Raw genomic sequence first — 12966 nt, forward strand, 5'->3', positions numbered from 1 at the left:
TTCCAGGACACGCGGCTTCCGGCAAGGTGCTCGTTCCAACAGGGCACGCGGCTTCCACTAGGTTTGAGTTCCCTGGTACGGACCGCGGTCGCGGTCGAGGACCACTGGTCGGCTGTTCGACGGTTGTCATGATCGTCGAACAGCCGATGTCGATGTCGATACGCTCGTCGGCTCCTGCCGGCAGGCGCGGGTGTGGCCCACAGCTGTTCCGATGACACAGGAGGCTGACACGCAGCGCAGTCATGGCACCGGCATGGAGCCGTCCTCTCCCTCTCCCCCGCCCCCGCCCGCGGGACCGGCGATCCGGTCGACGGACGGGGCCAGGAGCGTGCCCGCGACGGGACGGGTACGTAAGTGGCTGCCGCTGCTGACGGTCTGTCTCGGCACCTTCATGCTGCTGGTCGACGTGACGATCGTGAACGTCGCCCTGCCGGGCATGGTGGTCGACCTCGACGCGTCGTTCGGCGCGCTGCAATGGGTCGTCGACGCCTATGCGCTCGCGCTGGCCGCGCTCGTCCTCGGCACCGGCTCCATCGCGGACCTCGTCGGCCATCGCCGGGCCTACGTCGCCGGGCTCGCGGTGTTCGCGGCGTCGTCGTTCGCATGCGGCATCGCGCCGAACTCCGCGGCGCTCATCGCGGCGCGCGCCGTGCAGGGCGTCGGCGCGGCGGCCATGTTCGCGACGACGTTCGCGCTGCTCAGCAGCTCCTACACCGGACGCGACCGCGGCAGCGCCTACGGCATGTGGGGTGCGGTGTCGGGTGCGTCCGCCGCCGTCGGCCCGATCATTGGCGGGCTGCTCACCGAAGGCGTGTCCTGGCGGTGGATCTTCTTCGTCAACCTGCCGGTGAGCGTCGCCGCCATCGTGCTGTGCCTGTTCGTGCTCACCGACGCGCACGAGCCCACCCACAGCCGGGTGGACGTCCCCGGCATGGTCACGTTCACCGCGGCGGCGGCGGGCGCGACGTACGCGATCATCCGTGCGAGCGAGGAGGGCTGGTCCAACGCGCTCACCTGGTGGCTGCTCGCGCTGGCGGCGGTGCTGCTCGCCCTCTTCGCCGGCATCGAGTCGCGATCGTCGCACGCCATGCTGGACCTCACGCTGCTGCGTAACCGGTCGTTCGTCGGGGTGCTCGTCACGGGCGTCCTGCTGACGTTCGCCGCCTTCTCCGCGTTCGCCTACACCTCGATCTGGCTGCAGTCCGTGGTCGGTCTCAGCCCGATCGAGGCCGGGCTGACCGGTGTGCCGCTGTCGGTCATGGCGTTCGTGGTCTCGGCGTCGACCGGCCGCTTCCTGCACGGTGTACGGCCCGACTGGATCCTTGGTGGCGGTCTGCTGCTCGTCGGCCTCGGTGACGCGCTCGCCGCCGTGCTCGTCCACGGCTCGGCGAGCTGGCCGGCGCTCATACCCGGTTTCGTGGTGATCGGTATTGGGGTGGGGATCGTGACGCCCGCGCTCGGTTCGGTCTCGATGACGCTCGTGCCCGCGCGGCGCGGTGGCATGGCCGCCGGCGCGGTCAACACCGCGCGGCAGCTCGGTTTCGCCTTCGGTATCGCCGTCCTGGGCAGCGTGTTCGCCGCTCGCGCGCAGCGCAGCCTGTCCGGACGCGGCGTCGAGGACGCGGCCCGGACGGCCCGCGCGGTCGCCGGCGGCCAGACGGCGTCGCTGCTGCGCGCGGCCCCGCCGAGCACCCGGCACGCTCTCGACAGCGCCGTGCACGCCTCGGCGGTGACCGGTGTCCAGGGGGCGTTCGCGGTGGCCGCCGCGGCCGGCCTGCTCGCCGGCGCCCTCGTCCTCGTCCTGATGCGCCCCACCCACCCGGCCACATGATCCAGATATTGGTGATCCCGACGTTGTGACCGCTGGAACCAGAAGATCAAATTTCGAACCAGCGCCGTCAACAGCGTTGACTATAAAGTGGATCAGATTCGTCATCCGGTCACGTCACCGCGACGTGAGTCGGACGATGCACCGCTTCGTTGCCACCCGGCCGCAGACCGTGCGGCCCTGAGCATCCCAGCACCGATGATCAAGGCGGTCAGCGCGAATCCGGCGGCGGCCAGGAAGGCCACGTGGTAACCGCCGACCAGCGATTCCGCCTCGGTCTTCCCAGTGGCGGTGAGGCTGCTCGTGCGCGCGTTGACGAAGGCGCTCAGCACGGTGAGGCCGATCGCGCCCCCGATCTGCTGGGTGGTGTTGAACAGCCCGGAGGCGATGCCGGACTTGGCAGGCGTGACGGCGGCCATGCCATGGTCCCGCTGTCGACCCAGCCATCCCGAGAAACCCGGTATGTAGTCGCCGACCCGTATCTGCGATTCTGGCTGACCTTTCTCGGCCCCAACCTTGCCGAGATCGAACGTGGTCGTGGCGACCTGGTCCGCGCCAGGATCGCGTCGTCCTGGAGCACCTGGCGCGGCCGCGCGATCGAGCCGGTTATCAGGGAGTCGCTGCGGCGTCTGCCTCCCGGGCCGCTGCCGGACGGGACGAACGTCATCGGCGGCTACTGGACCCGGACCAACAACCCCGAGATCGACATCGTCGGCGCGGACCGGGCGCCGGTCGCCAGGCGCGTCACCCTGGTCGGCTCCATCAAGTGGCTGAACAACCGCGCGTTCGACCCGCACGATCTGGCCCAGCTCGTCGCCCATCGCTCCCGGATGCCCGGCGCCGACGACTCGACCCCGCTGCTCGCGGTGACCCGCGCCGCAACGGCGATGGACGGGATCCTCACCCTCGGCCCCGAGGATCTGCTCACAGCATGGCGTCCCTGACACGCGGAGTACAAACCGGCGGGATGCCGTCAACAGCGTTGACTATAAGATGGATCAGATCGGTCAGGCGGTCACATCGCGGCGGGTGAGGGTGACGGCTGCCAGTATCGCGGCAACGCCGGCGTACCCGGCCGCGAGGGCCAACGCCGGGCCGTAGGAGGCATCCGGCAGGCCGCCGCGGGCGACCGCGTCGAACACCAGGCCCGGGAACGTCCGAGTCGCGCCATCCCATGTCTGTTGGATGATGTGCTCGATCGGCAGCATCCAGGCGATCCCGATCGACAGCGCCAGTACGGTGAAGCGGGTCAGCACGCCCAGCGCCGTTGCGACAAGCGCGAAACACATCGTGGCGAGGAGCGCGTTCAGGAAATTGGCAGCGGCGGTTTCGAGCGCTGCCCCGCTCCACCACTGCGACGTCTCCACCCCACGCAGTTGTGCCATGACGACAGCCGCGGCCACGCTGAGCGCCAGTGCCACCAACAGCGCCACCGCCATCATCACGAACATCGCGGTCAGTTTGCCGGCGAGCCAGGCCGCCCGCCGTGGATGCTGCAACAGCAACGTCCGCAGCGTCCCCTGGCCGTACTCATTGGTGACGTTCGCGGTGAAGACCACGAAGACGAGCAGGCCGACGAAGGTCATCCCGGCGGCGAACCCGACGCTGGGGCCGTCCGGGCCGGCAAGGCGCACCAACGTCATGGCGAATCCCTCACCGGGACCGTCGAGAGGCCGTGCGGTGTCCTCGGCGAGGGCAAAGGCCAGGACACTCGCCAGCATCCCCATCGCGGCCACCGCCGCGATCGCGACAAGCGTCCCCCGACGGCGCAGTTTGAGCAGCTCTGCGTGCAACGCGCGGTTCATCGCGCTCCCTCCACCAGTACCCCGGCAGCTCCGGCCGCCGGCGACGCGCCAGGGTAATGATCAACAAAGCTTCCGCCGACCAGGCTCTGGTAGCGCTCTTCCAGGCTCACCCGTACCGGGGTGATCTCCACGAGCGTGATGCCCGCCGCGAACGCGTCCCGATTCAGGTCGGCGAGCATCGCGTCCATGACCGACTCGGCATCCGGGGGCCTCCGGTCGCCCCGCTCACCGGGAACGGACGGGGGCAGGTCGACACGCAGCCGGTCGCCGTCACGCCGCACGGACAGGTTCCGGCCCGTGGTGAGCTCGGCCATGGTGCCGAGATGGTCCGGATGGTGCGGACGCAGCAGCACGCTGCGCCCGCCAGCGGCCATCAGCCCGTCGATAGGGCCGTGGTAGACCGACCGGCCGTGCTCCATGACGACGATCCAGTCACAGATCTGCTCCACTTCGGACAGCAGGTGCGAAGAGATCAGAACGGTCCGTGCCCGCCCGTCTCCCGGCCGCCGCCCCAGTGTGCGCACCAGCTCCCGCATCTGCTGGATACCGGCCGGGTCCAGGCCGTTGGTGGGTTCGTCGAGGACAAGCAGGTCGGGATCCGCAAGCAGCGCGGCCGCTATCGCCAGCCGCTGTTTCATCCCCAGGGAATAGGTTCGGAAGGCGTCACCGCCACGGCCCGTGAGCCCGGCCTCGGCCAGGACCTCCGGAATCCGGGAACGGTCATGACCGCCGAGGGCGGCGAGCACGGCGAGATTGTGCTCCCCGGACAGCCCCGGGTAGAGGGCGGGACTCTCGATCAGTGCGCCGACTCTGGAAAGGTACCGTTGTGGTCTGGTAAGTGGTTCGCCGAGAACGCTGCCCTCGCCGGCGGACGGCCGGACCAGCCCGAGCAGCATCCGCAAGGTGGTGGTCTTGCCGGCGCCGTTGGGACCGACGAAGCCGGCGACCGCACCGGTCGGGATACGCATCCGCAGGCCGTCGACGACCGTTCTACGACCGTAACGCTTGGTCAGGTGAAGAACCTCCACAGCGGAACCGTCCGTCACTGCGGGTATACGGCGTTGCGAAACGCCCACGGTGTTGGTCACATCAGCCGGTGTGGTGACGGCCGCTGTGACAGCAGTTGATGTCATGGCCCCAGAGTCGCCGGCCGACGGCGTCACGTCGTCCGCCCGGCGGCGTCACCGCGCTACGCAGATCGGCGTAGGGCATGTGTACGCGGAAACGGAGCAGCGGAAACGGAGCAGCGGAGATGGCCTGGCGAGCGGTGCGGGCGCACACCCGCTCGTCAGAACAGCACGTAACGCGTCAGGACGGCGTGACCATGCCTGCCTGGTTGGCGAGGACGGCTAGCTGGGCACGGTCGCGCGCCCCCAGTTTCACCATCACCCTGCTCACATGGGTACGGGCCGTGGCCGGGCTGATGAACAGCCTCTGCGCGATCTCGTCGTTCGACAGGCCACGCCCCACCAGCCCCATGACCTCACGTTCGCGCGCGGTGAGCCCACTGAGGTCGGGTGTATGCACGGCGGGCCGGCGGGCAAAGGCGTCGATCACCCGTCGTGTCACTGTTGGTGACAGCAATGACTCCCCCGCCGCAACCACCCGGATCGCCCGGAGCAGTTCCGCGGGCTCGGCATCCTTCAGCACGAACCCGGACGCACCTGAGCGCAGCGCCTCGAAAACGTACTCATCCAGCTCGAACGTGGTGACCATGACGGCCCGGGTCTGATCAAGATGCGGGTCCTCGACGATCGCCCGTAGGGCGGAAAGGCCGTCGAGGACGGGCATCCGGATGTCGAGCAGCACCACGTCCGGACGTGTCCGCTGGACAACGGCGATCGCCTTGCGCCCGTCCTCGGCCTCACCGACCAGCTCGAGATCGTCCTCACTGTCGATCAGTACTCGCAGGCCGAGCCGTACCAGCGGCTGGTCGTCGGCAACCACCACCCGGATCATGTATTCACCTGCCGTAGCGGCAGGACGGCCCGGACCTGCCAGCCGCGGCCGGGCAGCGGGCCGGCCGTCACCGTACCCCCGAGATCGACGGCGCGTTCCCGCAGACCGCGTAACCCATGGCCGTGTCCGTGCTCGTGGTCATGTCCGTGCTCGTGGCTGGTGGACACCGGGCTGGGGTGCCCGGTGTTCGCGGGCCCGGCGTCGTCCGTGGCCATCGCCGGTGCCACGACGGTCATCGGCTGGCCGGCGACCGGCTCGTCACATACCCCGACCATCACTTGGTCGGGCTTGTAACAGATCTCGACACGGGCGCGAGCCGGGCCGGCATGCCTGAGCACGTTCGTCAGCGACTCCTGGATGACCCGGAACACGGCGAGATCCACCTCGGCCGGCAGGACCTCGGGGCCTTCACCGGAAGTCACCAGATCCACCGGAAGGCCGGCGCGCCGGACCTGTGCGAGCATGCCGTCCAGGCGCGCGAGACCGGTCAACGGCACATGCCGGGCGTTGTCGGCCTGGTCGGCGCTCCCGGTACCGTCAACGATCATGCCGGCGTTGTCGGGGGCGCCGGCCCGCTCGGGCCGGGTGTCGACGCCGAGGCGGGTGAGAGCGAGGGCCGCGCGCAGCTCCTCCAACGCGTCGTGGCTGGTGCGCCGGATCGCCTCAAGCGCGGCCCGGGCCTGTTCAGGACGCCGGTCGAAGACATGGAGGGCGACCCCGGCCTGCAGGGAGATGACAGACAGCCCATGACCCACGACGTCGTGTACCTCGCGATACAGCCGTAGCCGTTCCTGCTCGGCCCTGGCTCGCCGCGCCTCGTCCTCGGCCTGTGCGCTGGAACGGCGCGCGACCTGGAGCAGCCCCCCCGATGAGTGCCGGCACCGCCAGCCAGAGGATGCCCAGCGTCCCGACAACCCAGTGCGTCCAGCCGGCATCATCGTCGGCCAGGACGTCCCCGATCAGCTCTCCGCCGACGACGGTCACCCCGGCGACCCCGGCCGCGACAGCCATGGGCACGACCGGCAGCCGAGTGCCGACGGAGAAGGCGGCGACGGCGAGCGGAAGCTGGACCGGTGGCGGACCGTTCGGATAGCCAGCGGCGAGATAAACACTGACCAGGACCGATTCAGCGGCCAGCATGGACAGGGGCCGGTAGCGACGCAGGAGCACCACGGCGGCGGCAACGGCGAGCAGCAGGTAACCCACGGCGTCGAGACGACGGCCGGATCCGAGCCCTTCATGATTAATCTGGGTGCTGCTGAGGAGGAGCACAGCCGCGACCACGGCCGCAGGGAGGACGTCGGCACGCAGACAGCCGCCAATCGCGACCAGCTTCCGAACATCCACCAGATGACGGTATCCACCGGCAGGTCCGACGGCATCCGCCTCACGACGTACTGAACGCGAGATCTTCCTACGTCCGCGGACGTACACAGCCAGTCCTTCCGGGACACCGACGCCTGATGCGCCCTACCCACCCGGCCATATGATCAAAATGTCGATGACCCGAATGCCGCGGTCAGCAGAACCAGAAGATCAAGCTGTATGCCCAGCACCGTCAACACCGTTGACTATAGAGTGGATCAATCCCTCCCCCTCAAGCCGCTTCGCAGGTTTCTCGCGACGATCACACAGTCGAAGCGGCAGTCGTCGCCCTGTACGACGAACGGTGACCCGCCCCGCAGCGACGCTGGACGGCATCTTCGATCCTCGCCCGCGACCCCGACGACCTACTCGCGGCATGACGCCCCTGATACGCAGAGCAGGAGCAGGCGGAGTGGCATCAACACCGTTGACTGTCACGTCCGCATCGCGACGCGGGCGTTGCGGCTTTACCGGTACCCCCTAAGGGTATAGAGTCGGCACCGTCGTAGATACCCCTGGAGGGTATGGGGGCTGGAGGTGCGGATGGGCGCGGGCCACGGCTACATCGGCGACAAGGACGACTACCTCAAGCGGCTGCGGCGCATCGAGGGCCAGATCCGCGGCCTGCAACGGATGGTCGAGCAGGAACAGTACTGCATCGACATCCTGACGCAGGTCTCGGCAGCGACGAAAGCGCTACGCTCGGTCGCGCTCGGCCTGCTCGACGCGCACATGGCGCACTGCCTCGTGCAGGCGGCGGCAGCCGGCGGCGAGGAGGCCGACCAGAAGGTACGGGAGGCCTCGGACGCGATCGCCCGCCTGCTCCGCTCCTGAGCGCCCACGACAACACGACGACATGATCACGCGTCCACCGCGCCCGGCGCTCGTCCCACGTCCGACAAACTCCCGGCGTGGACGACGAGAGGCGTCACGGGCCACGGAAGGGACGTGGCTGTGCACCGCCGACGACGCCAGGCACACCCCGAAATCGATCGTTTCTTCTGGAAGGACCAGCTGTGACCACGACCACCTACACCGTTGTCGGCATGAGCTGCTCGCACTGTGTCGGCGCGGTGAGCACCGAGATCGGCCGGATCCCGGGCGTCAGTGACGTCCAGGTGGACCTGGGCAGCGGCGCGGTAACGGTGATCAGTGAACAGCCGCTGGCGGAGACCGCTGTCCGAGTCGCCGTGGACGAGGCCGGTTACGAACTCGCCAGCCCCGCCGCCAGCCGGTAGCGGGGCACAGCCAACAGCGGGCCAGCCGGCCAGGAAGAAGCCGGCTGGCGAAGAACCCAACCGGTAGGACCAGCGGCATCGGCCGGACGCGTCGGGGGACGAGCCACCGCACCTCGACGAGGCGGGCCGGCCAGCCGGAACGGAGGAACGACCGCGATGAGCGTGACCGCGGATGCCGCGCCGCCCTCGGGCGTCCACAAGATCGATCTGTCGATCAGCGGGATGACCTGCGCGTCCTGCGCGGCGCGCATCGAGAAGCGGCTCAATCGGCTCGAGGGTGTGACCGCCACCGTCAACTACGCCACCGAGCGGGCGCATGTCGTCTACCCCGACCGACTCACCGCGGCCGACCTGGTCACCGAGGTGCACCGGATCGGCTACCGCGCCCAGCCACCGCAGGTACCCCAGCGGCCACAGCCGCCACGGGCCGTCCCGGCGGACGAGGCCCCAACGGTGACGGGCCGGGAAGGGGCCGCGGAAACGGGCCGGGCCGCCCCCGCGACCGAGCGGGCGGAGCGGGTCGACCCGCAGCGGCTACGGCTGATCGTCTCCAGTCTGCTGAGCCTGCCGGTGCTGCTGCTCGCCATGGTGCCGCCGTGGCAGTTCGACAACTGGCAGTGGCTGTCGCTGGCGCTGGCCACCCCGGTCGTACTGTGGGGCGGTCTGCCGTTCCACCGGGCGGCGTGGACGAACCTGCGCCACGGCGCGGCGACCATGGACACGCTGATCTCCATCGGCACGCTCGCGGCGTTCGGCTGGTCGCTGTACGCCCTGTTCTTCGGCCATGCGTCTTCCGGCCACGCGGGGATGACGGGCATGACGGGCATGACGGGCATGCCCTCCGGGCCAGCCGCCGACCGGGGCAGCGGCACGGACAGCATCTACCTCGAGGTCGCCGCCGTGGTGACGACGCTCATCCTCACCGGACGCTTCTTCGAGGCGCGCGCCAAGCGGCGGGCCGGCGCCGCGCTGCGGGCGCTGCTCGAACTGGGCGCCAGGAACGTGACGGTCCTGCGGAACGGCCAGGAGCTGCGGATCGGCATTGAACAGCTGGCCGTGGGCGACCGCTTCGTGGTGCGCCCAGGCGAGAAGATCGCCACCGACGGGGTCGTGGAGCAGGGCGGTTGCGCGGTGGACGCGAGCATGCTCACCGGCGAGTCGGTGCCGGTCGAGGTCGGCGTGGGTGACACGGTCACCGGCGCCACCGTGAACACCGACGGTCGGCTGGTGGTCCGGGCCACCCGGGTGGGCGCGGACACCCAGCTCGCGCAGATCGCGAAACTGGTCGTCGAGGCGCAGAGCGGCAAGGCCGCGATCCAGCGGCTCGCCGACCGGGTGTCGGCCGTGTTCGTCCCGATCGTGATCGGCCTCGCGGCCGTCACCCTCGCGGTGTGGCTCGCTCTCGGCGAGGGGCCGACGGCAGCGTTCACGGCCGCGGTGGCCGTGCTGATCGTCGCCTGCCCGTGCGCGCTCGGCCTGGCGACCCCCACCGCGCTGCTCGTCGGCAGCGGCCGTGGCGCCCAGCTCGGCATCCTGATCAAAGGGCCGGAGGTACTGGAATCGACCCGGCGGGTGGACACCGTCGTCCTGGACAAGACCGGGACGCTGACCACCGGGCGGATGAGCCTGCTGGCGGTCGTTACAGCCGGCACCGGCGCCGCCAGCCCTGACCGCACTGATACCGGCACCAGCAGTACTGGTACCGGCACCGATGGTGCGCAGGCCGGCGTCGACGAGGTGCTGCGGCTGGTCGGCGCGGTCGAGGCGGCCAGCGGGCACCCGATCGCGTGGGCGATCGCCCACGGGGCACGGGAACGGCTCGGCGAACTGCCGGACGTCGAGGACTTCAGCAGCGTCGACGGCTTCGGTGTGCGGGGGACGGTGGACGACCAGAAGATCGTCACTGGTCGCCGTCGCCTGCTCGAGGAGTGGTCGCTGCACATCCCCGACGAGCTCGAGCAGGCAGCCCAGGCCGCCGAACGGGACGGCCGTACGCCGGTGTTCGCCGGCTGGGACGGCGCCGCCCGCGCGGTGCTCGTCGTCGCCGACACTCTCCGGCCCGGCAGCGCGGACGCGGTCCGCCGGCTGCGTGGCCTCGGCCTGGCACCGGTCCTGCTCACCGGTGACAACGCCCGAGCCGCCCACGCGGTTGCCGCGCAGGCCGGCATCGACGAGGTGATCGCCGAGGCACTGCCCACGGACAAGGTCGACGTCGTCGCCCGGCTGCAGGCGCGGGGCCGGGTCGTCGCGATGGTCGGGGACGGGGTCAACGACGCCGCCGCGCTCGCCCGCGCCGATCTGGGCCTGGCCGTGGGGACCGGGACGGACACCGCGATCGAGGCGGGTGACATCACCCTCGTCCGCGGGGATCTCGGCGCGGCCGTGGACGCCATCCGGCTGTCCCGGCGCACCCTGGCCACCATCAAGGGCAACCTGTTCTGGGCCTTCGCCTACAACGTCGTCGCCCTTCCGTTGGCCGCCGCCGGCCTGCTCAACCCCATGATCGCCGGTGCGGCCATGGCGCTGAGCTCCGTGTTCGTCGTCTCCAACTCGCTGCGGCTGCGCCGCTTCCGCCCCACCGGCCGAGCGGCGCGGAGTGGCGACCCGGCCGGCGGGGATAGCACCGTGACGCTCGGTAGCAGCTCCACCGGAGAGAAAGATTAACTACTTTCCGCAACATCTCATCGAAGATCAAAGCGGGATGACTACGGAAAGTAGTAGAAATTGTGACGGCTCGAAGCCAGTACCGTCCGTTCCGTGAACGACCCCGGCGACCGCCGGAAAATTCGCTGAACAATCCGCTGGACGGATACCGGTGAATTATCGCCGGAAAACCGGCCATGTCGTTTCAGCGAATACAATACCGGCTTGACGGAAGTCGGAGGACGGCTGCGGCCGGATACCCCGCCGGCCATTGTCACCGCAGGTCCGGTAGCGGCGCCCCGTGGCGGACGGCCGTCCTCGACACCCGTCCCGACCTGGTGAACCACCTGCCGGGCCGCCGGGTCGGAACATATGGGAGGACCGCCGCGAGCCCGGTCCGCATGATATCGGCCAACACCTGGGACCGGGCCGTACGGTCCGCCGCGGCCAGGCCGCGGGCCGGTACCGCGTCACCTTTCACCGTGCTTTTCACCGCACGTCGTCGCCGGCCTGCGGGAAATCCTGGTGACCGCAGGCCACCCGCGCCGTCCGGAAAGCATTCATGCCGTTGTCGGAAGCCTCGGCCGGCAGAATCGCCACCACCGCCGGTAACCACCTGGCCATCACGGTTGGTACGCGACAGCAGGGGAAGACGAATCAGTTGTGAATCTCACGCGAACCAGTTAATATTTGGCGCGCACTCACCGCACCAAATCGTCATGAACAACTCATGGCCGCCTACGAACAGGCAGGCAGCCACCCCCTGTGCGCCGCGACCGTTCATCACGATCGCTCGCCGACCTCAGCCGTCAGACGGTAGCCCCGGTGAGGGAAGAGCGACCGGTTGCAGGATCAGAGATTGGTGGTAGATGCGGTGACAGAGCCAGTGGCATCAGCCGCCGACAGCAGCGGCGACCACCCTCGGCGTCCTCGCCGACGGAGACTACTTCGGCGAGGACACCCTCACTGGCTCCGACAGCACCTGGCAATACACCACCGCCGCCACCGCGACCACCATCCTCACCCTCCCCCGCAGCGCCTTCCAAGAAATCCTCGACCAGTACCGCACCCGCCCCGACCAGCCCAGAACAAATACGGCAAAGCCGCTATCGACCTCACCGCTGGCCACCACGGCGAACCCGACCTCCCCGGCACCTTCGTCGACTATGAACTCGCCCCCCGCGAATACGAACTCAGCGTCGCCCAGACCATCCTGCGCGTCCACAGCCGCGTCGCCGACCTCCACAACGAACCCAACAACCAGCTCGAACAGCAACTCCGCCTCACCATCGAAGCCCTCCACGAACGCCAGGAACACGAACTATTCAACAACCGCGGCTTCGACCTCCTCCACAACGCCGACCTCAAACAACGCATCCACATCCGCACCGGCCCGCCCACCCCCGACGACCTCGACGAACCGCTGGCCACGGTGTGGAAGAATCCGCAGTTCATTCTCGCGCATCCCCGGGCGATCGCCGCGTTCGGCCGGGAGGCCAACCGCCGCGGCCTCTACCCACGGAGCGTCGACATCGCCGGCCACCGCATATCCGCCTGGCGCGGCGGCCCCATCCTCCCCAGCGACAAAATCCCATCACCACCACCCGGAGCACATCCATCCTGGCGGTCCGCGTCGGCGAGGAGGCGCAGGGTGTATCGGCCCACACCACGCCGGTATCCCCGACGAGGTCCAGCCCAGCCTGAACGTCCGCTTCACGGGCATCAACGAAAAAGCCATCATCTCCTACCTCGTCAGCGCCTACTACTCCGTCCCCGACGCCCTCGGCATCCTCGAGAACGTCGAGATCGGACACCGCGCCGGAATCGGACATGCCACAGATGCGGCCGGCAGAACCCTGGATCTTCGGGATTCGGTGTCGACGCAGGATCGACGGAGGACTGCCGGAGCTTCAACACAGAAAATGGTCATCTTGAAAACCCGCATGTCAGCACATCAGGGTGGATCATAGCGTAGACAGATATTTTGACCGTCCGTCACCTACGAAAGGAACTCGCCATGGGCCAGGAACAGTCCGCATCGCCGCACGACTCGGCACTGCCGAAAAACCCCGAAGGAATACCGGTGGTCTCCCTGGACCAGGCGCACGCCCCCACCAAGGTTCTGGGT

10 protein-coding genes and 2 pseudogenes are annotated in these 12966 nt (G+C 69.0%); 7 read left to right on the forward strand and 5 right to left on the reverse strand.

What is annotated here, in order from left to right; genetic code table 11:
• The first annotated feature begins 211 nt into the window (after positions 1 to 211).
• Entirely contained in the window at positions 212 to 1831 is a 1620-nt protein-coding gene (locus tag CM1CMNOD_RS10950; RefSeq protein WP_013873714.1) for an MFS transporter, read from the forward strand.
• Between the two features lie 101 nt (positions 1832 to 1932).
• On the opposite strand, the gene CM1CMNOD_RS10955 is transcribed toward CM1CMNOD_RS10950, so the two are convergent.
• Positions 1933 to 2247, reverse strand: coding sequence for a hypothetical protein (locus CM1CMNOD_RS10955; protein WP_083828247.1), 315 nt, complete (start codon positions 2245 to 2247; stop codon positions 1933 to 1935).
• Here CM1CMNOD_RS10955 and CM1CMNOD_RS10960 point away from each other — a divergent pair.
• A pseudogene (locus tag CM1CMNOD_RS10960) lies at positions 2248 to 2772 on the forward strand (DUF234 domain-containing protein); the annotation flags it as partial. It abuts the gene before it with no gap.
• 63 nt (positions 2773 to 2835) lie between these two features.
• Here CM1CMNOD_RS10960 and CM1CMNOD_RS10965 read toward each other — a convergent pair.
• From CM1CMNOD_RS10965 to CM1CMNOD_RS10980, 4 genes are all read right to left on the reverse strand, one after another.
• Positions 2836 to 3633, reverse strand: a complete 798-nt coding sequence (locus CM1CMNOD_RS10965) for an ABC transporter permease (protein WP_013873715.1) — start codon at positions 3631 to 3633, stop codon at positions 2836 to 2838.
• Complete coding sequence (locus CM1CMNOD_RS10970) at positions 3630 to 4679, reverse strand: ABC transporter ATP-binding protein (protein ID WP_013873716.1); 1050 nt, start codon at positions 4677 to 4679, stop codon at positions 3630 to 3632. Before CM1CMNOD_RS10970 ends, CM1CMNOD_RS10965 begins: the two co-directional genes overlap by 4 nt.
• Before the next feature lie 262 nt (positions 4680 to 4941).
• The gene (locus CM1CMNOD_RS10975; RefSeq protein WP_013873717.1) at positions 4942 to 5592 is read right to left on the reverse strand and encodes a response regulator; all 651 of its coding nucleotides are present in this window, start codon (positions 5590 to 5592) and stop codon (positions 4942 to 4944) included.
• Positions 5589 to 6530 carry a histidine kinase gene (locus tag CM1CMNOD_RS10980; protein WP_083828249.1) on the reverse strand — a complete coding sequence of 314 codons (942 nt, stop codon included), beginning with the start codon at positions 6528 to 6530 and terminating at the stop codon, positions 5589 to 5591. The genes CM1CMNOD_RS10975 and CM1CMNOD_RS10980 overlap by 4 nt, the downstream gene beginning before the upstream one ends.
• Between CM1CMNOD_RS10980 and CM1CMNOD_RS10985 the strand changes: the two genes are divergently transcribed.
• From CM1CMNOD_RS10985 to CM1CMNOD_RS23040, 5 genes and pseudogenes are all read left to right on the forward strand, one after another.
• Positions 6511 to 6993: a hypothetical protein gene (locus CM1CMNOD_RS10985; RefSeq protein ID WP_013873719.1), complete on the forward strand. Its 483-nt coding sequence runs from the start codon at positions 6511 to 6513 to the stop codon at positions 6991 to 6993. The two genes, CM1CMNOD_RS10980 and CM1CMNOD_RS10985, sit on opposite strands and share 20 nt — an antisense overlap.
• A gap of 507 nt (positions 6994 to 7500) precedes the next feature.
• The gene (locus tag CM1CMNOD_RS10990) at positions 7501 to 7791 is read left to right on the forward strand and encodes a metal-sensitive transcriptional regulator (RefSeq protein ID WP_013873720.1); all 291 of its coding nucleotides are present in this window, start codon (positions 7501 to 7503) and stop codon (positions 7789 to 7791) included.
• A 182-nt stretch (positions 7792 to 7973) separates the two neighbouring features.
• Complete coding sequence (locus tag CM1CMNOD_RS10995; protein WP_013873721.1) at positions 7974 to 8195, forward strand: heavy-metal-associated domain-containing protein; 222 nt, start codon at positions 7974 to 7976, stop codon at positions 8193 to 8195.
• Positions 8196 to 8351: 156 nt separating this feature from the next.
• Positions 8352 to 10859 (forward strand): heavy metal translocating P-type ATPase, encoded by a 2508-nt coding sequence (locus CM1CMNOD_RS11000; RefSeq protein WP_013873722.1) that lies wholly within the window; start codon positions 8352 to 8354, stop codon positions 10857 to 10859.
• 893 nt (positions 10860 to 11752) lie between these two features.
• A pseudogene (locus CM1CMNOD_RS23040) lies at positions 11753 to 12649 on the forward strand (family 2B encapsulin nanocompartment shell protein); the annotation flags it as partial.
• Positions 12650 to 12966: the final 317 nt, after the last annotated feature.

It is taken from the genome of Protofrankia symbiont of Coriaria myrtifolia, from assembly GCF_900634755.1.
Taxonomy (GTDB): domain Bacteria; phylum Actinomycetota; class Actinomycetes; order Frankiales; family Frankiaceae; genus Protofrankia; species Protofrankia coriariae.

Bases quoted from the DNA above. Each gene is read 5' to 3' on its own strand.
- CM1CMNOD_RS11000 (WP_013873722.1), top strand. From the start codon at position 8,352: ATGAGCGTGACCGCGGATGCCGCGCCGCCCTCGGGCGTCCACAAGATC.
- CM1CMNOD_RS10975 (WP_013873717.1), bottom strand. From the start codon at position 5,592: ATGATCCGGGTGGTGGTTGCCGACGACCAGCCGCTGGTACGGCTCGGC.
- CM1CMNOD_RS10950 (WP_013873714.1), top strand. From the start codon at position 212: ATGACACAGGAGGCTGACACGCAGCGCAGTCATGGCACCGGCATGGAG.
- CM1CMNOD_RS10965 (WP_013873715.1), bottom strand. From the start codon at position 3,633: ATGAACCGCGCGTTGCACGCAGAGCTGCTCAAACTGCGCCGTCGGGGG.
- CM1CMNOD_RS10990 (WP_013873720.1), top strand. From the start codon at position 7,501: ATGGGCGCGGGCCACGGCTACATCGGCGACAAGGACGACTACCTCAAG.
- CM1CMNOD_RS10955 (WP_083828247.1), bottom strand. From the start codon at position 2,247: ATGGCCGCCGTCACGCCTGCCAAGTCCGGCATCGCCTCCGGGCTGTTC.
- CM1CMNOD_RS10980 (WP_083828249.1), bottom strand. From the start codon at position 6,530: ATGATGCCGGCTGGACGCACTGGGTTGTCGGGACGCTGGGCATCCTCT.